Below are 24,623 nucleotides of genomic sequence, written 5' to 3'. Positions count from 1 at the left end.
GCAGCCAGTTCAGGATCCGTCCGCTGTTAAGCAGCCGGGCGTTATTACCGCGTTACAGGTTTTTCCAAAACACTGGTTACTTCTGCCTGCCGTCAGTATGCTGATTCTCAATGCAGGAACGCCGACGTTGGGGAATGTGTGGCAGGTGTGAGGCGTGAACCAGTTAAAAGATCTGTGCGCGGCCGTGTCTTGGGGGCGGCTGCAGTGCACCCGGGTGCCAGGACTGCGCGGGCATCGGACCAGACCGACCATCTTCCGGAGCCAGCCGGGCGCGCCGTAGGAACGGTGTCGCCGATCGGACTGACGCGCGACGGCGTCAACCCGGTATCAGCGGCGGGACTCCCGGCGCCAGCCAACGTTTTTGTGGGCCGGCAGCGAGAGATCGAGGAAGTTCGTTCCGCACTGCAGGACAACCTGCAGGTGGGGGCGATGCTCGTGGGGGAGCCCGGCGTGGGCAAGACCGCACTGGCGCTGGAAGCGCTCAAGACCTTCGACGGCAACCACCATATTGTCCCGGTACGCGGCAGTGCCTTTTCCGCCAACGTCCCCTACGCGGCCCTGGGTTATCTCCTCAGCGAACTGCCCGAACACGTGCTGGACCATCCGGTGCTGGCGATGCAGGGGTTGTCCCGGCTGCTGACCGAACAGGCAGACGGCCGGACGCCGGTCCTGCTGGTCGAGAACGCCCATGAACTGGATCCGATGTCCGTTATGGCCGTGACCCAAATGGCGGTCTCCGGCCAGGCGAAGGTGCTGATCCTCGCGCGCGAACTGACCGGGGCAGCCGAGGAGTTCATCCGGCTCTGGGCCGATGGCCACGTCCGGCGGATTGATCTTGCGCCCTTCACGCTGGAGGAGAGCGCCGGCTACCTCGAGGCACTGCTCGGCGGGCGGGTGGCCCGCACCGCCGTCGCAAATCTTCACAGCCATACCTCCGGCAGCCCGGGATTCCTGCGCATGCTCGCGTCGGAGCAGCGCCACGCCGGCACCCTCGTCGAGCAGGACGGCAGCTGGGACCTGGTGGCGCCGCTGGTCCGCTCGGGCGAGATCGCGGAGGTCATCCGTGCCCGCCTGAACCGCTACGGCCCCGAGCAGCGCCGCATCATCGAGCTGCTGGCCTTCGCGGTGGAACTGCCGCTCGCGGCGTTGCAGCGGCTGGCCGCACCCGAGGACCTGGACGTCCTGGAAGAGCACGGTGTGATGCGCGTGCTTGCCACGTCGCCGCCGATCGTCCGGCTGCAAAACCAGCTCAGCGCCGAGACCGTGCGCGAATCCGTGCCGCCGGCGCGCAGCCGGGAACTGCGGGAGGCCGTCGCCGCCACCATTGACTTCAACGCGATTCCGGGCGGCACGCTGATGGGCTTTGCCTCCTGGAGCATCGACTGCGGCGTCGAACTCCCGCCCGAGGCCGCGCTGCGGGCGGCGCAGTTGGCCAACCGGCTCTATGACCATGCCGGTGCCCTCCGCTTTGTCCGCAGCGTGCCGGACCACCGGAAGCGGCCCGAAATGGTGCTCCAGGAAGCCAACGCCCTGCGCAGCCTGGGCGAACTCGACGCGGCGGCCGAGGCGCTGGAATCGGTTCTTGAGGCGGCACGCGGAAACCTGCGGCTCTGGACCCTGCTGTGCGTCGAGCGGCACCGCGTGCTCCGCCGTCTCCCGGGCCGGGCCGCCGAGGCCCGCGCCGTAATCGAGCAGCTCAAGGCCGCCATTGGCAGGGATGGCCAGGCCGAACAAGGCGGAACCACCAACAACGACGGCGGCCCGCCCCTGCGTTGGGAGGCGGTGTTGATCGAATCCGAGTACGCCACCTTCGAGGGCCGGCACGCACAGCTGCCCCGCGAACTCGAAGACATTTACGGCGACGAAACCCTGCCGCTGGGCATGCGGCTCTACGCCGGCTGCCTGCTGGCCGAAGGCTGGTCCCTCACCGGTCGGAGCGAGGACGCGCTCGCCGTCGTCGCCTGGCTGGAAACCGGTACCGCGAACCCTGATCTCTCGCCGGCCCTGCGGGACACCGTGCTGGTGCGGGTTTTCGAAATCTACTTCAACTGCGGACTCTGGCACCGCGCCGCGGACCTGCTGTCGCCCCGGCGCGGCACCGGTTTCGTCAGCCTGGCCCGCAGCTCCGGTACCGGGACCGGCGGGGAGCTGGCAGCCGGTCTGCTGCACGCGTCCGGCGGCCTGCCCGACGAGGCGCTGGACCATCTGCTGCCGGCTCTGGCCAAACTCCGGCGGCGCGATCCGGCGGGCGCGAAGCCCGCAGCTCTGGCGGCCGCAGCATACTGCAGCGCGCTGCAGGGCGACACCGCCCGCGCCCGGCACTACCTCGACGAGATGGCTGCCATCGGGGAACAGCCGCCCTGGAACATCGGCGTAGTCGCAGCCTATTTCCGCCTCACCGCGCAGGTCCTGCTGGGTGCCCGGGGAACTGCGCTCGCCGAGCTGAAACGGCTTGCGCAGGAGGCCGCCGGCCGGGGCCTGGTCGCCCACAGCGCGCTCTTCCTGACCGCGGCCGCGAGGCTGGGGGACCGCGAAGCCGCCGTCGTAATCCTGGAGCGGATTCCGGAGACGGCGGGTCAGCTGGCGAGGACCGGCAGGCTTTTCGCCGCGGGAATGCTCAACAACGACGGCGGCGCCTGGCTCCAGGCTGCGCAGCTCGCCCGTGGGGACGGTAACGAATTGCTCGCCTACGAGGCTGCCTCCGCCGCCCAGGCCGCGGCATCGGATCCGCTGACGGCCCGGCAGGCGCGGGAGCTGGCCAATACGAGCTACCGCAGGCTGCGCCGGCACCACGATCTGCACCGCAGCTTCGAAACGCTGAGCAGGTTCGAACAGGAACTGACCGTGGCCGCCGCACGCGGCCGCAGCAGCGTGGAGCTCGGCGAGCAAATGAACCTCTCGCCGCGCACGGTGGACTGGCACCTGGGCAAGATCTACAGCAAGCTGCATGTCTCCAGCCGCACCGAGCTTGCCGAACTTCTCGTCTGACCATGGAGGGATTCGGGAGCATCGGGTTGGTGGGGCGGGACCGGGACGTTGGCACGGTCCTGCACGCTATCCGGACCACCGGGGGAGCCCTGCTGGTGGCGGATCAGGGACTGGGCAAAAGCGCGCTCGCCCGCGCCGTCATCGCGGAACTGGGCAGCGAGATGACCCCGCTGCGCGTCTACGCGAGCCCAAGCCTTGCGCGCATTCCGTTCGGCGCGCTGGCCCCGTACCTGTCCTCCCTGCAGGTGGAGCGGAAGGACTCCGTGCTGCCGGCCATGCGGTCCGTGCTCGCGTACATCCACCGGTTGTCTCCGGGCAAGGCGCCCGTGCTGATGGTCATCGACGACGTCCACGAACTCGACGAGTCCAGCTCCCTGCTGGCGGCGCAGCTGGTGGCGTCCGGAGCGGTCAGGCTGCTGGCGATGAGCCGGACCACCCAGGCGCCGCCGCCGGAAATCCAATCGCTCGCCACGGACGGGCTGATCCTGCGGCACAACCTGCAGCCGCTGGACCGGGCGCAGGCCCACGAGCTCTGCCGCCAGGTGCTGCAGGGCGAAATCCTGCCCAGCATCAGCGAAGCCCTGGTCCAGTCCGCCGGCGGCAACCCGATGTTCCTGCTGGCGCTGCTGGCCCAGGTCCGCCGGGAGGGCACGCTGGTGGAACGCAACGGTGTCTGGCTGCTGGGCGGGGAGCCGCTGCCGCCGGACCTGCGCCTGACCGATCTGATCAAGGGCCACTTCAGACGCTGCACCGAGGCCGAACGCGAACTGCTGGAGACGGTGGCCTTGGCGGACCCGGTGCCGCTGCAGGTCCTGCTGCAGACCGGCGCGGGGGACCAGGTCGACGCGCTCGTCGAAGCCCGGCTGATCACCATCGGCGACGACGCCGAACAGCTGGTCCGCGTGGCGCACCCGATCTACGCGCAGGTGCTGCGGGCCATGGTCCCCGCCGGGCGCAGCCTGCGGATCCGGCGCAGCCTGGCCGCCTACCTAGGCCAGCAGGCCTCCCGGCCGTTCCGGATGGAGACGCTGCTGCGCTCGGTGGACTGGTCGCTGGAGTGCGGCGTGCCGGTGCCGGACCAGCAGCTGCTGCAGGCGGCCCAGGTGGCCAACGGCCTGTTCCACTCGCGCTTCGCCCTGCGCGCCGCTGGCGCGGTCAGGGATCCGGCGTACCGCCCCGCGGCGCAGGTGGCCCTGGCCCGCGCCCATTTCCACTCCGGCGATTATGAACGCGCCGGGGAAATGCTGGCCGGCGTGCTGGCCGGGACCGACGCTCTGGGCACGGCCAAACAGGCGGCACTGCTGGCCGGCCAGCTGCATCTGCACCTGCACGGTGGGCCGGCCGGACTGTATGACCTGGCCGACCAATGGGCGCGGGCGGTGGAGCGGATTCAAGGTGCGAATCCGAAGCTGCAGGCGAGCCGCGCCGTCGTTATTGCGGAGCAGGGCTACCGCCTGATGCGTGTGCACGCCAAGCTCTCCGAAGGCCGGCTGGCCGAAGCCGAAGCCGAACTGCGCGAGCTGCAGGCGGCCTCGGACGGCTTCCCCGAGACCGAGCTGGTCATCAAGACTCTGCTGGGCGATGTGTATGCCGCCACCGGCCGACTCGTCAGTGGCGCGGCGCTGACCCGCGAGGCGCTGGCGCTGCTGCGTCGGAACGAAGACGAGCTGCTGGGGTACTACGAATACGTCCTGACCACGCACATCATGGCGTGCGTGCGGCTCGCCGAATGGGATGAGGTGCGGCTCGAACTGGAGCGGTACGCCGGCACCGGGCACCGCGGGCTGTTCTACTTCGGCGGCGCCGTCAGCTACGCCTACGCCATGCGCGAGATCCTGCAGGGGCGCACGGCCAGCGGGCTGCAGATGCTCACCGCCGCCGTCGAGGGACTGCGCCAGTCCGATCTCGAACACCTGCTGCCCATCGCCCTCGCGTCCGGCGCCTACGCCTCCGCCATGGCCGGACTGACCGCGCTAACCGGCGAATACCTCGCCGCATACGCCGACGTGCCTTACCAATCGGTGCCGCAGCTGCAGCTGCTGAGCCGGGGTTACGTGGCCGCCGCCGGCTACCTCATTCAGAACGACGACGGCGGACTCGGGAAGCTGCGTGCGCTCAGCGGCGACGCCAGGAGGAGCGGCCTGGCCAGCACGGAGCTGGACCTGCGGCAGCTGAGCCTGCGCCTGGGCGACCTGACGGAACTGGACGAACTGGTCAAAGTCGCGGATCTGACCGAGGGGACGCCCGCCGCGCAACTGACCGCGTTCGCCCGGGCCCTGCGCGACGAAGACATGGACGCCGTGCTGCGGATCAGCCGCGACCCCTCGGCGGGGCATGCCCTGCGGCTGACGCTGCAGAGCCTCCAGCAGCGGGACCTGCTGCCCGAACACACCGGTGGAGCCGCCGGCCGGCAGGACTTTCTGCAGCAGGTCAAACGGCAGCTGCAGAAACTGTCCCTGGTGCTGGATACCGCCGGCGGGACGCAGCCGGGCGGGGCGGGCGGAGTGCCAGCCGGCGGACTGCCGGCGGGCGGTCTCGCGGCCCGCGGATCGTCCGGGGCCGGCCCGTCCGCTTTCGGCCTGTCCACTGCCGGGGCCGGCTGGGCGATGGCTGGGGCAAACGGAGGCCAGGCCGGCACCGTCACGGTGCAGGCCAGGCTGACCAGGCGCGAGCGGGAAATCGGACGTCTGGTGGTGGATGGGCTGGCCAACTCGGACATCGCCGCGCGGCTGAGCCTGTCCGTGCGCACCGTGGAGGGCCACATCTACCGCATGTTCGCCAAGCTGCAGATCAGCAACCGCGAGGACCTGACTGCCGAGCACCTGGACTGACGCGGCCTGCAAAACCGAGTAGCCGCCCGGACTTTCCAGCCGCCGGCGCCTCCCGGCGGCAGCCTGCCGGTACCTGCACGTACCTACCTGAGTAGTCAGCGCGCCGTCGACAAGCTTTCTCCAAGTTCCCTGAGTACAGTCCGGCTGCCTCCGCGCGAAGAACCCGTACCGGCTACGCAAGACACCGCAGCGGCAAAAATTTAGGCTCGATAGCACGTAGCTTCAGCCGATTGGTCTCATCATGTTCAGCCCTACATCGGCGTGGTCTGACCTACCGCTCGCACCGGATGAGCAGACTTCGCACCGACACATGCACCTGCCGCCTTCCATGCCGCCGGTTCCAAACCCGGTAGGCAGCCGCAGCGAGCTCGCCGATTCCCTGGCCAGGTATCTGGCCGCCGCCTTCGCTCCGTCCCTGCCCGGCCGCGGCGTGCTGCTGATCGGCGGCCCCGGTACCGGCAAGACTTCCTTGGCCCGCGACGTCCTCCACCGACTGCACGGCAAGGCCCACATCGAGTACCTCCGCGGCAGCAACGCCGTCGAACGTCTTGCCTACGGCGCGCTGAACGTGCTGCTCGCCGAGGTTCCCGAAGCGCAATTGCGACATCCGCTGGCGGTTGTGCGCAGTGTGGCCAGTTTCCTGCACCGGCGATCGGGCGGCAAGCCCGTGCTGCTGTTTGTGGACAACGCGCACGCGATCGATCCGCTTGCTGCCACGATCATTGCCGCAATGGCCGACGACGGCGACGCCCGCCTTCTGGTGTGTGCCAACGATGCGCGTCGCACACCTGCCGGGCTGCTGCGCCTGTGGAAGGACGGCCGCCTAGTGCGGACAGACCTGGCGGACTTCGACGTGGAAGAAACCGCCGAATGGCTGAGCGCGGCACTTGGCCCGGGACTGACCCTCCTGGCTGTGCAGGCGCTGCATGAAGCCAGCGGCGGCAACCCGCGGCTGCTGCGCGTGCTCACCCGCGAATGGGTTGAATCCGGCCGGCTGGTCCAGTGCGATGACGGATGGATCCTCACCGAGGCGCGGCCGATGGCAGACGCACTGCAAGCAGACCCGGGGCCGGCCGCGCCCTTTGCCACGAGCCCGGCTCCGGCGGTGCTCGCCGCTGCAGAGCAAGCGGTGTTCGACGGCCGCTACCTTGAGGTTCCGGCGGGCGTGGCGGATCTCCTGCAATCCGGGGACCCCGCCCTGCGGCTGCGCGCCGGCGCCGTCCTCTGCGAGGCTAAGGCCGCCACCGGCCACGAAACCGAGGCCCTGGAACTCGCCGCCGAACTGCTCGGTCCCGACCACATGGGCGGGCCGAGCCAGCCGGGCAGGATTGCTCCTGGGTTTGCCGATCCCAGTGCCAGGGCTGCCCACCGGACAAGCGGGACCGCCCGCGGGCTGCGGTCGCTGGCGCACCAGCGGATGTGGGACGGCTTCGGCCGGTTGTTCGCCGCCGCCAGCCCGCGCCGGCAGGACTCCCTCGCCGCCACCACTCGCCGGCAGGACTCCCTCGCCGCCACCACTCGCCGGCAGGACTCCCTCGCCGCCACCTCGTCGATCAGCCACGCCGGAACCTGGCTGTGGATCGACATCGCCGAGTCGATAGCCAGCGCGGATGCAGGCCTGGCCGACCAGGCGATCGCCAAGCTGCGCCCGGTGCTGGCGCAACTCCAGGCCGTCCCCTCCGAGAACGGGCTGGATGCGCTTGCCGCGGCGGCGGCTGCCTACGCGTCCGCCCTCGCCGGCGATACGCAAGGTGCACACGCGCACCTCAGCCGGCTTCCCGCCGTCGTACTTCGTGCCGGCACTACCGGGCTGAGCTGGCAGCAGCAGGTCTGGATCCGCTACCTCGGCGCCATGGCCTCGGCTACCGCCGCCACCCGTGGCGGACCGAGCACAACCACCCGAAGCGTGCCACACAACCGGGACGAGGTCATCGCCCTGCTGCTGCAAGACGCCGACCAGGCCAACACCCGCAGCGCGCTCGTGGACGAGTTGCTGTTCGTCAGCGGAGCGGTGCGCCTGGGCGCCACCGGGTCGGCCGCCCGGCTGGCGAGCATCGCGGGCCACGTGCAGGGGGACTTTGCCCGGCGGTGCGGGCTCTTCGGTGAAGGCCTCGCGCGCGAGGACGCCGGCCGGCTTTTCGCCGCGGCGGACCAGGCCGTGACCCAGGGGAACCGGGTCTTCGCCCAGGAGGCCGCCCGTGCCGGATTGACCTTCGCGGCGCGGCAGCACGACACCTCGCTGATGCGCTCCGCGCTCAGTTTCGTTCTTGCCGAACGCCGGCTGCCGGACTTCGCGCCCGGCGGCGGCGCCACTCACGATGCCTTCAGTGGGCGTGAGCGCGAGATCGCTTCGCTGGCAGCAACAGGCGCCGGCAACGCGGTCATCGCGCGACGGTTGCACGTGTCCATCCGCACCGTGGAAGGCCACCTGCAGCAAATTTACCGGAAATTGCAGGTTGACCCGCCGGCTGTCCCGGCCGGGGAGTTTGCCTAAGTCAGCTGGGCGGTACCACAGCAGAAACACGGTTCATCATGAGTCACTCGATCATCTCCGCACGCGCGGGGGCCTTGGAAGAGGCAGAACACAACGGGGAAACAGCTTTGGGGGAATTGCGCTTCGGAAAATCACACATTGGGAAATCACAATCAATAAGTACGACGGCGGTGCCCCGCCTTCCAGCGTTGGCAGCACTTCCAGCGTTGCCAGGACGCGAGCGGTCCACGACCGCCGTCACGGCAATCCTGAACAAGGCGGCAGTCCGCGGTGCACTGATCGTCGGGGCACCGGGGATCGGGAAGACTGCTTTTCTCGGACACATCGCCCAGGCGTTGAAGGCGGACTTCCGCTTTATCCGCCTGGCGGGCAGCGCGGCATCGTTGCTCGACGTACCGTTCGCGGTGCTGGGCCCGCTGCTCGGCGGCGAGGTTCCGCCTGCACCGGACACGCCGCCGGTGGAGGTCCTGCGGACAACGTTGCGGTTCCTCTCCGGCCACGCCGTACCGCCCGTGCTGCTGGTGGACGATGCCCACGAACTCGATCCCGACAGCGCCGGCATACTGGCCCAGCTGATCGGAAGCGGAGCCGTTCAGGCGCTGCTGGCCGCCCGGCCGGGAAACCTGCTTGATCCGGGACTGGCGGACCTGCGGCAGGATGGCCAGCTGGAACATTGCGAACTGGCCCCGCTCACGGTGCCGGAAGTTCACGACGTCGTCCGGCACGTCCTCGGCGGCCCGGTGCTCCCGGCCGCCACACGGCTGCTCGCACGTAACTCCGGCGGCCATCCGCGGAACCTGCTGGCTTTGCTCGCGGAAAGCCGCCGGCTGAGCCGGCTGGTCGAACACAACGGCAATTGGCTGCCCACCGGCCGCTTCCCGGAAACCAGCGAGCTCCTGCAGGACATGCTGCGGGAGGACCTGCAGCGGCTGGCCCCGGCAGAGCAGGACGCGGTCTACGCCGTGGCCCTCGCCGGTCCGCTGCGCCTGCGGCTGCTGTCGCGGCTCGCCGGAGGAGGCCACTTCGAGCGGCTCCAGGCCGGGTGCCTTCTCGAGTTCGACTTCGAAGAGACGGACCATGGGAAGGACCCGCACTCGGACCAGAGCCGGGATACGGACCCAGACCGGGGTCGGAATGCGCGCCCAGACCAGGACCGGGCAGCCAGGGCGGAAGCCTTGGCCCATTTCGGTCCCTTGGTCCGGCTGGGAGCGGCCTACCCCGCAGCGGCGGTGCGCGGCATCGCGCCCGCCGGCACCCGTCGCGAACTGTATGACCGGTTCACGCAGATCCTCGCCGATGAACCGGAGCTAACGCCCGACGGCGTGGAGCCGGCCAGATGGGCCCTCGACGCCCAGTTGCCGCTGAGCGAGAAGACACTGCTGGCCACCGCACAGCTGGCCAACCGGGGGCACGACCTCGCGCTGGCGCTGCGGTCCGCGACGGTGATCGAGTCGCCGAAGCTGACGCCCGCGGCGGAAGTAGAGATCGTCCGGAACTACCTGCGCCAAGGGTATGCCGGCCGCGCGCTGGCCCGGCTGTCCAAGGTCCTCGCCACTTCCACTGACCCAACCGTGCTCCGCGACGCGGTCCTGCTGGGCCAGGAAGTAGTGGTGCGGACAGGTGCCGGGGCGGAGCAGTTGAGCCAGCTGCTCCGGAACTGGGACATTGCGCTGACGCGCCGGATCCTGAAGCCGGAGGACCGCCGGTTCGACCGGCTGCTGCACCACCACGCCATGCAGCTGGAAGGCCGGTTCGCCGAAAGCATCCCGGGCCTGTGGCGGCTGGCAGCCGAGACCGAATCCGAACCCGAAGCCGATCCGCAGCAGCACGGGAATTGCCCGGATCGCCCGATATCGGACGAGGGCCTGGTGGCCAAGACACTCCTCGCCGAGGCGGCACTGGTTAGCGGCGACCGGCAGACCAGCGCCGACATCGCCACCGCCGTGCTTCGCCAGATGGAACACGAACCGGACACCGGGAACGTTCTGCAGGAAGGCCTGGCGCTCCGCCTCATCCGCTGCCTGATCCAGGCCGGCCACTCCACCGACGCCGCCGGGCACCTGGAACGCTACGAGACCGACAGGCCTGAATCCCTGGTGGTCTTCGGCGGAACCACCGAGTTCCTGCACGGCTGGCTGGAGCTCAGGCAAGGGCGCGTGCGGGCCAGCCTGGACCGGCTGCTGCTGGCCGTGGACGCGCTGCAGATGCATGACCCGCACCAACTGTTCGGCTACGCGCTGGGCCTCGCCGCGGATACCGCTGCCATGCTCAACGAGCGCGACATCGTGGCATCGTGCACCCGCGCCTTCAACGAGCATCTGGCCCACCAACGGGGCAGCATCCACGAGACCATGCCCCTCACGGCCCAAGCCCGGATCGCCGCGGCCAGCGCCGCCACGCACGGCATGACCGCTGCCGTGCAGGAGCTGACCGGTCTGGCGGCACGCCTGGCCCAACTCGGCCGGGTGACCGAGGAAACCGAAGTCCACATCCTGTTGCTGCGGCTCGGCGAACTGGACGGGCTGCCCCGGCTGCGGGACCTCACCGCCGCACCGGCGGGCAGGGAAAACGGGCTGCGGCATGCCTTCGCCCAGGCGCTGCTGGCTAAGGACGTGGACCGGATCCTCATTCTCGCCCGGGATGCAGCCGATGCCGGCTACCCGCTGCTTGGCGCGGAAGCTGCAGCCTACGGCGCCAGGTTCCTGGCGAGCGAGGGGCAACGTGACGGCAAACGCGACGGGCAGCGGGCCAGGAAGCGGGAGGCCGCGCGGCTGGTCCAGCAGCTGCGCCTGCAACTGCCCGGCGTTGTGACCTCCCAGCTGGGCGACTCGTTTGCCACCCGGGAGCTGACCTACCGGGAGCGGGACGTCGCCACGCTCGTGGCGCAGGGCATGCGCAGCCGGGACATCGCGGCACGGCTGGGCGTTTCCGTGCGTACCGTGGAAGGCCACATCTACCGGATCTACGACAAACTGCACGTACGCACCCGAGGTGAGCTTGCCGCCGTCGTACTTAGTGGCCCGCAACAAGTGGAGCCTGCCGCGCTCGCCCCACGTGATGCCGTGCCCGCGATGCAAGTAGGCGGCGGGTAGAACGCGTAGGGACCACTCGTGCCGTGGACGCCGCAGCTTCCTAGGCTGAGGAAATGGGGCAGGCGACGCCACGGCCAACCCGCTCCTGATCCGGACCGCGGCGGGAAAGCCCCCGCAGCTGCCGCGGTCCGGACCTGGCGGGACCGGCGGTGAACGAAGTCTTCTGAGACCGAGACTTTTGCCCCGTCGCTGCCGGCCCCGTCGCTTGCGCAAGCGCCAGGTCGCCGGGAACAACGCACTGGGGAACAACAGGGGAACAAGGCGGGGAGCATCACCGGGAAGCTGTTTGGGGCAGCGTCCGCTCAATCATTCGTGCCAGTCCATTCACAGATCAGACAGGGGATCAGATCATGACTCTGCAAGACCCGAGGCTCCGTCCGCCGGATTCGCTGAGCGCGGCACCGCGCGTTGCCGGCAGGACTTTCAACGCCATGCCGGACATGTACATCACGCCCGTCAGGAAGACCGATTTCGAGTTCGACGTCGCCATTGTCGGCCTGGGTTATGTGGGCCTGCCTACTTCGCTGGCGTTCCACGAAGCTGGTTACCGCGTGCTCGGCCTCGACGTCAGCGAGCTCCGGTTGCAAACCGTCCGGCAGCAGCGCGCCGACCTGCTGCCCGGGGATCGTGAACGGCTCTCGCGGGCCTTGGGTGATTCCGGCTACGAACTGACCTCCGATCCGGTCCAGCTGAAGCGGGCTGCCGCCGTCGTTATTGCGGTGCCGACCCCCGTGGACAGCTACCTGGTGCCGGACCTGGGCATCCTCCGCCGGGCGTGCGCCACCGTGGTGACCAGCGCCGTGCCGGGCCAGCTGCTGATGCTGACCTCCACCACCTACGTGGGCAGCACCAAGGACATGCTCGCCGATCCGCTGGCCGCCCGCGGGCTGCTGCCGGGCACCGATGTCCATGTGGCGTTCAGCCCGGAGCGCATCAATCCCGGTGTCGATACCTTCAGCCAGGAGGAAGTGCCGCGGGTGGTCGGCGGCGTCACGACGGCCTGCGGGGAACGCGCCGCCGCGCTGTTGGCTAAATACGTGCCGAATGTGCACGTGGTGCCGACGGCGGAGGCGGCGGAGATGACCAAGCTGGTGGAGAACACGTTCCGGGCGGTCAACATCGCACTGGCCAATGAGTTCGCGGACATCTGCACCGTGCTGGGCATCCAGGTGATGGACGTTATCGACGCCGCGGACACCAAGCCGTTCGGTTTCATGCGCTTCACCCCGGGGCCGGGCGTGGGCGGGCACTGCATCCCGTGCGATCCGCACTACCTGCTGTGGCAGCTGCGCCGGAACCGGTTGAACGCCCCGGTGATCGAGCAGGCCATGCACGGCATCGCCGCCCGCCCGCACCGGGTGGTGGACCGAACCCGGAAGATCCTTTCGGACACGGACCACGGGCTGGCCGGGGCGCGCATTCTGGTAGCCGGCGTGGCCTATAAGCCGGATGTGGAGGACCTGCGCGAATCGCCCGCGCTGGAAATCCTGGCCGGCCTCGCGGCGGAGGGAGCCATTGTGGGCTACGTGGATCCACTGATCGGCGAGCTCAACCACGAGGGACTGGAACTGCGCTCGGTTGCCGACCCAAAGAAGTTCGGCGCCCATGTGGTCATCATGCACACCGCGCACAGCAACTTCGACCTCGGCTGGCTGGCCGACGTGCCGACCGTCCTGGATACCACTTACCGGCTGCCGCTGACGGCGAACACCGTCCGGCTCTAGCACCAGCTCTTGCACCGCTGAAACAAGTTCACTGCACAGTTCACTGCACATTGGGGATCGGAAATGAAAACAGCAATCACCGGGGGCGCCGGGTTCATCGGCAGCCACCTGACCGAATATCTGCTCGCTTCGGGGGACGAGGTGGCCGTGCTGGATGATCTGTCCACCGGTTCGCTGGAGAACCTGGCCAACGTGAAGCGCCACCCGCGCTTCCGGTTCGTGGAAGGCTCCATTCTCGACCGGGCGGCGGTTGACAGCGTGGTCGCCGGCGCAGACCGGGTGTTCCACCTTGCCGCAGCGGTGGGCGTCAAGCTCATCGTCGAAGAACCGCTGCGCAGCCTGCGCACCAACATCCACGGCACCGAGACAGTGATGGATGCAACGCTTGACGCCGGTGCCATCCTGTTGCTGGCGTCCACCAGCGAGGTATACGGCAAGAACGCGTCGGACTCGCTGCCCGAGGACTCCGACCGCATCCTCGGCTCACCGCTGAAGTCCCGCTGGACCTACGCGGCAGCCAAGGGTATCGACGAAGCCTTCGCACACGCCTACTGGAAGGAGTTCGGCCTGCGCGTGGCCATCGTGCGGCTGTTCAATACGGTAGGACCGCGGCAGACCGGCCGTTACGGCATGGTGGTGCCGAACCTGGTGGGGCAGGCCCAGCGCGGCGAGCCCTTGACCGTCTTCGGCGACGGCACGCAGTCCCGTTGCTTCTCCTACGTGGCGGACGTCGTGCCAGCCCTGGTCAGGATCGCCGAGCATCCCTCGGCGTATGGCCAGGCTTTCAATCTTGGCGGCACGTACGAAGTCTCCATCCTCGCCCTGGCCGAACGGATCATCGACCAGTTGGAGAGCGCTAGCGACATCAGGCTGGTCCCGTACGACAAGGCCTACTCGCCGGGCTACGAGGACATGCGCCGGCGGGTTCCGGATAATTCGAAGGCCCGCGAGCTGGTGGGCTTCAACCCGAAAACCACCATTGCGGAGATCATCTCCAACGTGGCCATGTCCTGGCAGACCGTCATGAGGGCCCCCACTTGGGCAGCGGCAACAACGTCCGACGCCGAAACCGCCGCTGGCATAACCACCGCCCCCGGCGGATCCATCGACGCCGAAACCACCGCAGGCGCAACCACTGCCGCCGTCACCAAACCGGCCGCACTCGCTGCCCGTTAGGCCCGCAGCCGGGCCGCCGCTACACTGCGGCGGCTCCGGCGACGGTTCCACAGCCCGAAGGGCAGAGCCGTGGGACCGCTGGAGGGAAGGACTTACATCATGGGTCTCAAACGCCGCTCTGTGCCTGCGGTCCCGGCCGCAGACACCCGCGGTTCAAAACGCTCGCTGCAGTGGCTGGCGGCACTGGTGCTGCTGGCGCTCCCGGCAGCCTTCCTGGTCTTCGGCGACCAGTGGCTGAACACGTCCGGCCCCGCCGCCAACGCAGAGCCGGCCGAGGTACAGGTTTCCCCGCCCCGGCAGGACCCCGCCGCGGCCATCGACGTGCCGGACTACGCGCCGGCCGATCCGATGGAAGCCACACCAGGACAAACGGTGGTATCCCTGACGTTCGACGACGGCTTCCGCGGCCAGGCACGCGCCGCGGAGATTCTATCGGACGCCGGCCTGCAGGGGACCTTCTACCTCAATTCCGGCAACCTGGGATCGCCCCGCTACCTGACTTTGAAACAGGCGAAGGAAATTGCCCTGGCCGACCATGAAATAGGCGGCCACACCCTGTCCCATCCGGACATCCAGGACCTTGGTTTCCAGGAAGCGGCACGGCAAATCTGCCAGGACCGGGCCAACCTCGATGGCTGGGGCTTCGATGTCACCAACTTCGCCTTTCCTTTCGCCTCCAGCACGCCGGAACTCGAATCCCTGGTGAGCGAGTGCGGCTACAACAGCGCCCGCGGCCTCGGGGACACCGCCGGCGAAGGCTGCGAGGACTGTCCGGAAACCGAGTCGCTTCGTCCGGCCGACCCCTACCTGCTGAAGGCCCCGGAACAGGTCGAAGCCGACTGGACCCTGCAGGACCTGCAGGACAAGGTCACCCGCGCCGAGGACACCGGCGGCTGGATCATCCTGACGTTCCACGGCATGTGCCCCTTCGAGTGCACCAACATCGACGTGGAAGAAGATCTTTTCACCGAGTTCGTCGACTGGCTGGCCCAGCGAAGCGTCCCCGGTGACCAGTCAACCACTAACGACGCCGGGAACGGCCCCGGCGCACAGGCCCCGGATTCCGTCAGCGTCGCCTCCGCAGGAAGCAGCACCGTGGTCCGGACCGTCCAGCAAGTCATCGGCGGGCCCAACCGGGAACCAGCCGAAGTACCCGCACCCGAGCCGCCTGCCGCAGGGGAGAACGCCCTGGTCAACGGCAACCTGAACCAGTGGCAGCGGGATACAGCGCCGTTCTGCTGGATGGAAGGCGGCTACGGCGACAACGAAGCCGAATTCAGCCGGAGCCGCGGACCGGACGGCTCCAACGCCGCGGAACTCGTAGTCTCGGACTATGTCGACGGGGACGCCAAGCTGATCACCCGGCAGGACCTTGGCGAGTGCGCCCCGGCTGTCGAGCCCGGCCACCGGTACTCCCTGCGTGCCGACTACAAAACGGAAACCAACGCACAGTTCAGCGTCTACTACCGGGACGGGCAAGGGGCCTGGCATTACTGGACCGCCAGCCCGTACCTTGATCCGGCCGAAGACTTCGTCCACGCCGAATGGACCACGCCACCGCTTCCGGGTCACGCCACTGCCCTGACCTTCGGCATCGGCCTCATCGGCGACGGCACCCTCGTCACCGACAACTACGCCCTCTACGACGCCAACGGAGCGCCACCGGCCCACTCACCGGCGGCCCAACAACCGGCCCAACAACCGCCGGCGGAACCAGCGGCCCAACAACCGCGGGCCGAACCATCGGCCCAACCGCCGGTCCAGTCCTCGCCGGAGCCGGCACCGTGAAGCAGCGGGCCACGACCGCGGTGGCAATCATCTCAGGACTCATGGCAGCCGGAACGCTCCTGACATCATGCGTTCCAGCCGGTTCCTCCGGCGCCGGTCGCGACCTTGAGCCGAACAACCAGAAGTACCCGTGGCACACGGACATTATCGCGACTACTTTCTGGGTCGGCGAAGTCTTCGACCCCAATGCGCCCGATGGCAGCCAACTCCAGTCCGCCTACGACAGTTTCTGGCTGGAGAGCTACGGAGGCTGCGACGGCGTCGTCGTCGATAATGTCTGCACCACCGAACCGCGTGCCCAGGCCAACGGCTACTTCCCCACGCAGATGGTGCCGAAGCAGAACCCCTTCTACCTCGATCTGCCCTTCGACGACGTCAACAATCCGCTCGCCTTCGCCATGCGCGGGAGCGTGATCCCGTGGGCTCAGGAACCGGGTTACGCAGGCAAGGAAACGGACAAGTCCTTCAGCTACATGAAGAACCGCTGGGTCCGGATCAAGAAGGGCGACCGCACCTGTTACGGCCAGATCGAGGATGCCGGACCCGGGAAATACGACGACGCCACGTACGTTTTCGGCAAAGGTGACCATAGGCCCGCGAACACGGAGTTCAACGGCGCAGGCATGGACGTCTCACCCGCGCTGAACGGCTGCCTGGGATTCAGCTCGCTCAACGGCGCGCAGGACAAGGTGGACTGGCAGTTCGTCGACGAAGAGGACGTTCCCAACGGCCCGTGGCTCAAACGGACCACGACGCTCCAGGTCCAGCAGGGACAAAGAAGCAGCTAGCACCTACCGACAGCAGCACAACCCGCACCGGCATGGCTGGCAACGAGATGAGGGGGAGAGATGGAACCGTGGACAATACTGCTGATCTGCCTACTGGTACTGGGCATCAGCACACCGTTCTGGAGCAGCATCGGACTGCTGCGGCTCGTGGGGGAGTGGCAGAACAGCACCAAACCCCGGCAGCTGGCCGTCAAGGTTGATCCTGCCGTCCGGCCGGCAGATGTTGCGGTGCTGATCGCCGCGCACAACGAAGAACTCGTCATCAAGGAGACCATCGGGACCGCTGCCGCCCTCGTGCCGGCGGGCAACATCCACGTGATCTCCGACGGGTCGACCGATGCGACGGCGCGGATCGCCGGACGCGCGGGGGTGAACGTTCTGGAACTGAGCCCCAACCGGGGCAAAGCCGGTGCCTTGGCGGCCGGCATGGAGTACTACGGTCTGACCGGCAGCTATAAGGCTGTGCTGCTGCTGGACGCCGACACCCGCCTGGCCCCGGACTACCTGGCAACGGGCCTGCCGCTCTTCAACGATCCGGAGGTGGTGGCCGTCGCGGGGCGGGCACGCTCCCTGCCCGACCGCGGGAAGCAAGGCGCCGTGGGCAGGATTCTCCTGGCCTACCGGGAACGGCTGTACACCATCGTCCAGTTGCTGCTGAAGTACGGCCAGGCGGCCAAGCCCGCCAACGTGGTCACCATTGTGCCCGGCTTCGCCAGCATGTACCGCACCAGTGTCCTGGCCGATATCGACGTCGATGCTCCAGGGCTGCTGATCGAGGACTTCAACATGACGTTCGAGATCCACGCGAAGAAGCTCGGCCGCATCGATTTCCACCCCTCCGCGGCCGTCGCCTACACCCAGGATCCGGACAACTTCCAGGACTACGTCCGCCAGATCCGGCGCTGGAGCCTCGGCTTTTGGCAGACCGTCCGCCGCCATGGCCTGCACCTCGGCCGTTTCTGGGCCGCCCTGCTGCTGCACATCGTCGAACTGATCACCGCCAGTGTGGTTCTGGTGCTGGTCATTCCGGCGCTGCTGGCGGGTGCCCTGCTGGATGTGGTGATCCTGCGGCCACAGGATGTTCTGCTGGGCATTCTCCTGCCGGACTACCTGCTGACCGTGATCACCGCCTGCGTACTGAGGCGGCCCGGCCTGCTTCTGCTTGGACTGGTCTTTCCGTTGGTGCGCCTGGTTGATGCCACGGTTTGCCTGGTTACCGCCGTGCAGGCCTGGACCCGGAAAACCAGCGGCGTGTGGGTCAGTCCCGCGCGCCGCCTGCAGCCGAGCTAGCCGAGTTAGCACTGTCATGAGCGGTCCACGCCGCCGCCTCTGCGAGGAGCGGGAGGATATGGTCGGTCAGCAGCGGAGCCAGATCGTCCCGTGCCTTCGCTTCATCGGGGTGCAGCCAAAGAACTTCTTCGATCTCGGCCGCTGCAATCGGAGCCTGGTGTGTCTTGCAGCTGAAGATGCCGGCGTCGATAAAGGTGTCCGTTTCATTGGCCGCCGCCCCGTACCAGCGGCCCATGTCGGTCAGTTCCGTCTCAGCCACCCGGATGCCCAGCTCCTCCTGGAGCTCCCGGACGGCTGCAGCTGCGAAGCTTTCGCCCGGCTCCAGCTTGCCGCCCGGCTGCATGAACTTGGAAGTGCCGCGCTTGCGGACCAGCAACAGCCGGCCGGCGTCGTCACGGATAACCAGGGCAGAAAGCGTCAGTACGGTAGGCACCTGCAAATCGTATCGCCGCTGCCTGTCCCTTTCCCGCTGTCCGCCCCTTTGCCGAGGAGCAGGCCATGACTGCCGAAGCCCGAGCCGCAACTTCGGGCAAGCCAGATCCCGTCCCGGGCACGCCAAGTCCCGCGCCTGCAGCTCTGGCTACGTCAACGCCGCTCGCTCCCGCTCGGCAAGATACGGGCCTGGAGCCTGCTTCCACAGGCCGCGACCGCTACCTTGACCTGCTGCGCGCGATCGCCCTGGTACGCATCGTGGCCTTTCACACCTTTTTCCAAGCGGTCTGGCTGAGCGTGGTCTTCCCCTCCATGGGCGTGATGTTCGCGCTCGCAGGCTCGCTGATGGTCCGTTCCCTCCAGCGTCCGGCCGCCGGCGTCCTGAAGAGCCGGGTCCGGCGGTTGCTGCTGCCCCTGTGGGCCTACAGTCTGACGGTGGTGACGGCCCTGCTTGTTCAAGGCTGGCGGCCCGAGCAAGGAGATACCGGTGGCTGGTGGCTCAGGATCCTGCTTTGGTTTCTTCCGATCGGCGACCCGCCCTTCCCTGAAAGCATCGGTTCCGATGCGGGCCTGACCGAGACTTCATGGGGGATGGAGTCGGCGGATATCCTCTGGTACATCAGGGCGTATTTCTGGTTTGTCTTGCTGTCGCCGCTGCTGCTCAAGGCGTTCAGGAGACTGCCGTGGGTCACCCTGATGGCACCGCTCGGACTCGTCACCGTGCTGGGTCTGGAGATCGTCGTGATTCCCGGCGCCGCAGACAGTCCCGCAACAGACTTCGCCACCTACGGAGCCTGCTGGATTCTTGGTTTTGCTTATCATGACGGGCTCCTTCGCCGGGTTCCGTTCCGTATTGTTCTGGTCGCGGCGCTGGCGATCATGGGTCTGGGGCTGCTCTGGGTTTGGTCGCACCTTGAAGAGTTCGGCTGGGACCTGGGGGCCAACCCGCTGGGACAGGCCTTATGGTCCTTCGGCGTCTGCGCGTTGCTGCTGCGAATCTCGCCCTCCTGGTCCATGCTTCCGCGACCATTGCGGTTCCTGGACAAACTCATCGCGCTGATCAACAACCGCGCCATCACCATGTACCTATGGCACAACCTCGTGCTGATCGCATCGGTCCCACTGATCGAGTTGCTCTGGAACTTTCCGGTCCTCGAAGAAAACCTGCCGTGGCTCCTGGAAAGCGAACTGCTGCAGTTCATCGTCGTTTGGCCGCTGCTGGGACTGGTTTTCTTCGCCATCGGCTGGATCGAAGACGTGGCAGCTAAGCGGCGGCCGCGGCTGTGGCCCACAGCAGCGCAAGGGAAAGGTTCGTCAGGAAAAGCGACAGCGACGCCGTGAACATGAGCAGCCCCACGCAAACGTGGATGAGGATTGCCGGCGGGGAACGCGGAAAGCAGTCCAGGCCCAGGCCCAGGCACATGTCCAGACATAGTCAGGAGAGCGTTAGGTGCTTGTGGCGGCTTGGGCGGCTGACAACGCTTCGGGAATTCCCGCGTGCCAGTACAGGTTGCGTCGCGCTTTTCGTTCCGGGTCGAGGTACGCCGGCGGAATGAACCAAGGGATGCCCTGCCGGACCTCGATTTCCCAGTTCCCGTTGTCCATGAGGGCATGGTGAAACGAACAAAGCAAGGTCCCGTTACCGACTTCCGTGAGGCCGCCGTCCCACCAAGGTTTGATGTGGTGAGCTTCGGTCCAGACAGCCGGTATGCAGCAGTCGGGGAAGGCGCAGCCTTTGTCCCGTGCGACAAGTGCTCGGCGCATCGCGCGGTTGAAGAACCGGTGCTTCCGGCCGACGTCGAGAATTTCACCCTTCGAGCCGAGCACCACCGGGATGATATCGGCGTCGCAGGCGATCCGGCGTGCAGTCTTGGGAGTAACCATCCCGCCGAACACGGCATGGCCGCTTCCCGCGATTGCGCCGCACAGTTCCTGGTATCCGATGGTGACCATGACCTGGGGGCGGTGTCCGCCGGTGTCCGGTAGTTCGTCGGTTGCCAGTGCCAGCTTGCAGCCTGCAACGAGCCCGTCAAGCAGTTGCTGCTCTCTGGTGCGCGGGTCCTGCCACACTTGACCGCTGTCTTGTCCGTTCTCCGGCTCAGCTCCGAGAGCCTCAGGGTTTTCGGAGGAGGCACCGTGGTCTGAAGGGGTGCGGTTCGCGGCGATGCGTGGGTTGGTGGCTACGTTCATGACCGTGGCGATGTACTCATGCTGTTCGTCCGTGGCCGCGATTTCGAGTTTGTGGAGACCGTTACGCTTGCCCTTGTAGAAGACGCCTTGTCGACCCTTGAGCAGTTCAGGAGACGGCTCGGCCCCGTCCTGATCCAGACCTGCTTCCCAAGTGGCCACGAGTGTAGACAACACGTCTACGTTGGTCTCCTGGGCCTGACGGGTGAGGTTCTCCTCCATGGCGACGAGGGCTTCAGGCCCCGCTACCGGACGGACGCGGTCCACGGCATCCCGGATCATGGTGGCGGCCTTGCCGCTGATGGATCCCTCGGCCAGCGCTTTACCGAGATGTTCCAGTTTCGCTGCTCCAAATTCGCCATTGAGCTGGCGCCGCGGCAAAATGTCCGCCGCCACCCGGAGCCGGCGGCGCGCCTCCGTCCGGCTGATGCCGAGGCGCCCCCGAAGATAGTCGGCTGCGTCTTTGAACTCAGGGCACGGCTTCTTCCGAACGGCGCCAGTCGCTGTCTCAGACGATGTGTCTGACGTAGCGGCAGCGCAAGCGGACGTGTCCGCTGGCGCGGGAGGTTCCGACCAGCCAAGGCCGCTGCTGGACTCACCGAGGGCCGCAACGTTCTGGTCTTCCACTGCTCGGGCACCGACCAGCTGCAGAAATTCGACGACTTTAGCCAGTTCTTCCGTGAATGCAACAGTGTCAGCGAGATCCCGACGGGACATCAGCAGCGAATCCTGGACAAACTCATCGGTTATCCGGAGGACTTCGGAGCGCAGGGCGGCGAGGGAGCTGCCTGCTCCGTCCGTTTCCTCCAGCGTTCCAATGGCCATACCTCAACGCTATTGGAACCTCTGTTCGAGGAGGAGGGTTCTTCGGGCTTATGTGGACAAGTGCCGACTGTGGAGGGGAAGTGCCGCCGGCAACGTGGATTTCGGGCCGACGGTAATTCTCACTACGGCGCCGTCCGAGCAGGTTTCGGGCAGCGCGGCAACGTCTTTTTAGGTGGCCTGCACGGTTCCGCCTTCCAGATACTTGGCCACTGCGTCTTCGCTGACCCGGTAGCTTTGGCCGATCCGGACGGCCGGCAACTGTCCGGTGTGGACCAGCCGGTAGATGGTCATTTTCGAGACATTCAGGTGCCCGGCGACCTGGGCGACGGACAGGTATGTCTTGTTGTTGTCGATCTGGTTATCCATGTGGATCCCCTCCTAGTGTCAGCCGACGGTCAACGCCTTGTTCAGGAAGGCGCTGATGACGCGGCCTGCAGTATTTGTGTACGACGACGCCCCCTGCGCGCGTTTGGTGACGGCCCGCGTGTTCTGGTGCGCCGGCTGCGAGCGCATGCGGTCGTTCAGGTAGAGCAAGGCCGCGAGAACTTCGGAGAGTTCGCCGTCGTCCTCTACGGTTTTCTGCAGCAACCGGGCGTGGGCGTCGCGCAGGGTTGGCCCCGGCGTGCAGCCCAGCTCCCGGTCCAGCAGCCGACGGCACTTGTCGTAGGCCTGGAGGCCCTCGGCATAGCGGCCGGCGGACTCAAGCGTGGTGACCAGTGTGGACCACGCGCGTTCGTTCAGCGGCTCGGACGCCACCGCCTGTTCGGCCCAGTGAAGCGCATCCTGTGTGCGTCCCAGATACTCAGCGGTTTCGGCCGCCCGGATCTGCACCGACGTCACCAGGGACGCATGGTGGACACGCGCCTCGTCGGCCCACTCGGTAGCCAGCTCGTCCCCGAGCAGCGGCGCCGACGCGAGCTTCAACGCCTGCGCCAGCAGGGGATAGGCCTCGGCCGGTGCGCTTTCGTCCGCCTGCGCGACCAGCTGGTTGAACCGGACCAGATCCACCTCCACCAGGTCCGGATCGAGGACATAGCTGCCGGTCGCGGTCCGCAGCGGGCCGGTTTTTGCGTCGCCGGGCTGCAGACTGCGCCGCAGCAGGCTGACGTAGCTTTCCAGCGTGGCTTGTGCTTTGCCCGGTGGCCTGCCGCCCCAGAGCAGTTCGATGAGCTCGCCTTTGGAAACGGGCGAGCCGAGTCTCAGCAGCAGAATTTCAAAGATCTGCCTGGCCTTCGGGCTGCCGAGAGTGGCTGACGTCAGGACGGTTTTGCCCCGACGGACTTCAAGGTTGCCGATCATCTGTACAGAAATGGGCGTGGCGTGCCCGGCGGTTAATTGCTCCACACATCCCCCTTGCATCTCGCATTCCCCAATGCGTCGCATTCCCCACGAATGCTTCCTTCATCATGACTGGTAACGATTGAGTTTCAATGGTGCAGTTGGGGCATGTCGGGGGCCCAAAATTGGGGGTTGCCCGAATATGGATGCTGAGGCATACGCAAACGGAGAGGCAGCTAAAGATGACAGTGCTGATAGCGGGATGCGGCGACCTGGGCACGGAAGCGGGACTGCGTTTTGCCGCGGCCGGCCACCGCGTGATCGGCTGGCGCCGCTCGCCGGAGAAGCTGCCCGCGCAGCTGGAGGGCGCGGCCGTCGACCTCACCGGTCCGCTGCCCGCAATCCCGGCCGACACGGAGATTGTGGTCATCGCGACGGCGGCCGCCGAGCGGACAGAGGCGGCCTACCGCAGCGCGTATGTTGACGCTCTCGCCAACCTGCTGGATGCGATGGAGCACGACGGCGTCCGGCCGCGCCGGGTGTTGTTCGTGTCTTCCACCGCGGTGTACGGGGAGAACGACGGCGGCGAGGTCGACGAAACCACGCCGGCCCGGCCATCGTCGGCCACCGGCAGGATCCTGCGCGAGGCGGAGGAGTTGCTGCATGCCCGGCTGCCGTCCGCCATCGTGCTGCGGCTGGGCGGTATCTACGGTCCGGGACGCACCCGGCTGATCGACCAGGTGAGGCAGGGGACAGCGGTAATTCCGGACCCGCCCCGGCTGACCAACCGGATCCACCGGGACGATGCCGCCGCGGCGATCGTGCACCTGACCACGGCTGTCGAAGCGCCGGAGCAGATCTACCTGGGGGTCGATTCCGAACCGGCGGATATGGGGGAGGTGCTGCGGTTCCTGGCGGCCGAACTGTACGTGCCGGAACCGCCTAGCGGGGCGGCTGCGCCTTCGGGAAGCGGGGCGGCCTTGAAGACCGCGGCGGCTTCGGTAAGCGGGGCAGCCTCGGGAGGTGCCAACAACGCCCGCGGCGGGGACAAGCGCTGCAGCAACAGCCGGCTTCTCGCCACCGGCTTCCGCTTCCGCTTCCCCTCATTCCGCGAGGGCTATCGCGCCGTGCTCGCCGGCGAGGGCGTGCGGCACCCCTGAAGGCCCGCTTTCTGCCTGGCCGGCTCTGGATAAAGTCGGCACCATGGGCGCGTCTGGATCGTGACCGGGGCGGGTACATGAACACTGAGGGTGCCCATTGGGCCGCGGGTCACGGGGCACGGGGCGCGGGCAGAGAGATGCAAGCCGAAACCCACGGATTGAAACGCCAGGAGCGAGGGGATGTCCATGACACAGCAGGAATCCGACGTGAGCCGGGGAAGCCCGCGCACGATCCAGGAAGTGCTCAATTCCCATCTCCACTACCGCACCGTGGGGGATCTGGAAGGTGACCTGCGCGAGAACTATGCGGACGACGTCGTACTTCTGTCGGCCGAGGGGGTGCACCGCGGCCACGACGGCGTGCGCCACCTCGCAGACATTCTGCAGAGCTACATTCAGGACGGCTCGTTCCAGTTCCATAAGCTGCTGACCGACGGCGAGATCGGCATGCTGGTCTGGACCGGTTCAACCGACGAGCTCGAAATTCACGACGGCGTGGACAGCTTTGTGGTCCGCGACGGCCGGATCGCGGCGCAGACCATCCACTACTCCACCCGCCGCTGAACTGCG

At 67.4% G+C, this 24,623-nt stretch carries 16 protein-coding genes; 12 read left to right on the top strand and 4 right to left on the bottom strand.

Going from position 1 to position 24,623, the window contains the following annotated elements:
- Positions 1–285 precede the first annotated feature (285 nt).
- From AC3A4M_RS05700 to AC3A4M_RS05660, 9 genes are all read left to right on the top strand, one after another.
- Positions 286–2,988, top strand: a complete 2,703-nt coding sequence (locus AC3A4M_RS05700) for an AAA family ATPase (RefSeq protein WP_498734530.1) — start codon at positions 286–288, stop codon at positions 2,986–2,988.
- A gap of 2 nt (positions 2,989–2,990) precedes the next feature.
- Entirely contained in the window at positions 2,991–5,819 is a 2,829-nt protein-coding gene (locus AC3A4M_RS05695) for a LuxR C-terminal-related transcriptional regulator (RefSeq protein ID WP_498734528.1), read from the top strand.
- A gap of 328 nt (positions 5,820–6,147) precedes the next feature.
- On the top strand, positions 6,148–8,313 hold the full coding sequence (locus AC3A4M_RS05690) for a LuxR C-terminal-related transcriptional regulator (RefSeq protein WP_498734526.1): 2,166 nt from the start codon (positions 6,148–6,150) through the stop codon (positions 8,311–8,313).
- A gap of 188 nt (positions 8,314–8,501) precedes the next feature.
- On the top strand, positions 8,502–11,405 hold the full coding sequence (locus AC3A4M_RS05685; RefSeq protein WP_498734524.1) for a LuxR C-terminal-related transcriptional regulator: 2,904 nt from the start codon (positions 8,502–8,504) through the stop codon (positions 11,403–11,405).
- A 350-nt stretch (positions 11,406–11,755) separates the two neighbouring features.
- Positions 11,756–13,129, top strand: coding sequence for a nucleotide sugar dehydrogenase (locus AC3A4M_RS05680; RefSeq protein ID WP_498734522.1), 1,374 nt, complete (start codon positions 11,756–11,758; stop codon positions 13,127–13,129).
- 63 nt (positions 13,130–13,192) lie between these two features.
- Entirely contained in the window at positions 13,193–14,305 is a 1,113-nt protein-coding gene (locus tag AC3A4M_RS05675; protein WP_498734520.1) for a dTDP-glucose 4,6-dehydratase, read from the top strand.
- 99 nt (positions 14,306–14,404) lie between these two features.
- Positions 14,405–16,093: a polysaccharide deacetylase family protein gene (locus tag AC3A4M_RS05670; RefSeq protein WP_498734519.1), complete on the top strand. Its 1,689-nt coding sequence runs from the start codon at positions 14,405–14,407 to the stop codon at positions 16,091–16,093.
- Positions 16,094–16,134: 41 nt separating this feature from the next.
- Positions 16,135–16,881, top strand: coding sequence for a hypothetical protein (locus AC3A4M_RS05665; RefSeq protein WP_498734517.1), 747 nt, complete (start codon positions 16,135–16,137; stop codon positions 16,879–16,881).
- A gap of 60 nt (positions 16,882–16,941) precedes the next feature.
- Positions 16,942–18,171 (top strand): glycosyltransferase family 2 protein, encoded by a 1,230-nt coding sequence (locus AC3A4M_RS05660; protein ID WP_498734516.1) that lies wholly within the window; start codon positions 16,942–16,944, stop codon positions 18,169–18,171.
- On the opposite strand, the gene AC3A4M_RS05655 is transcribed toward AC3A4M_RS05660, so the two are convergent.
- Complete coding sequence (locus AC3A4M_RS05655) at positions 18,140–18,604, bottom strand: NUDIX hydrolase (protein WP_498734514.1); 465 nt, start codon at positions 18,602–18,604, stop codon at positions 18,140–18,142. The genes AC3A4M_RS05660 and AC3A4M_RS05655 overlap by 32 nt on opposite strands.
- A 65-nt stretch (positions 18,605–18,669) precedes the next feature.
- Between AC3A4M_RS05655 and AC3A4M_RS05650 the strand changes: the two genes are divergently transcribed.
- Positions 18,670–19,944: an acyltransferase family protein gene (locus tag AC3A4M_RS05650; RefSeq protein WP_498734512.1), complete on the top strand. Its 1,275-nt coding sequence runs from the start codon at positions 18,670–18,672 to the stop codon at positions 19,942–19,944.
- A 105-nt stretch (positions 19,945–20,049) separates the two neighbouring features.
- Here the strand turns inward: AC3A4M_RS05650 and AC3A4M_RS05645 are convergent, their stop codons facing one another.
- From AC3A4M_RS05645 to AC3A4M_RS05635, 3 genes are all read right to left on the bottom strand, one after another.
- A complete protein-coding gene (locus AC3A4M_RS05645; protein WP_498734511.1) occupies positions 20,050–21,615 on the bottom strand; it encodes an HNH endonuclease signature motif containing protein in 1,566 nt (521 codons plus the stop codon).
- A gap of 168 nt (positions 21,616–21,783) precedes the next feature.
- Positions 21,784–21,981, bottom strand: a complete 198-nt coding sequence (locus AC3A4M_RS05640) for a helix-turn-helix domain-containing protein (protein WP_498734510.1) — start codon at positions 21,979–21,981, stop codon at positions 21,784–21,786.
- An 18-nt stretch (positions 21,982–21,999) separates the two neighbouring features.
- Complete coding sequence (locus AC3A4M_RS05635) at positions 22,000–22,959, bottom strand: AfsR/SARP family transcriptional regulator (RefSeq protein ID WP_498734509.1); 960 nt, start codon at positions 22,957–22,959, stop codon at positions 22,000–22,002.
- A gap of 176 nt (positions 22,960–23,135) precedes the next feature.
- Between AC3A4M_RS05635 and AC3A4M_RS05630 the strand changes: the two genes are divergently transcribed.
- Together AC3A4M_RS05630 and AC3A4M_RS05625 are read left to right on the top strand one after the other, a co-directional pair.
- Positions 23,136–24,053: an NAD-dependent epimerase/dehydratase family protein gene (locus AC3A4M_RS05630; protein ID WP_498734508.1), complete on the top strand. Its 918-nt coding sequence runs from the start codon at positions 23,136–23,138 to the stop codon at positions 24,051–24,053.
- A 180-nt stretch (positions 24,054–24,233) separates the two neighbouring features.
- Positions 24,234–24,617 (top strand): nuclear transport factor 2 family protein, encoded by a 384-nt coding sequence (locus tag AC3A4M_RS05625; protein ID WP_498734507.1) that lies wholly within the window; start codon positions 24,234–24,236, stop codon positions 24,615–24,617.
- The last annotated feature ends 6 nt before the right edge of the window (positions 24,618–24,623 follow it).

The sequence above is a fragment of the Arthrobacter sp. Soil_C_60 genome (assembly GCF_057656375.1).
The sequence above is the reverse complement of the archived record's forward strand: the minus strand, read 5'-3'. Positions and strand labels throughout refer to the sequence as shown.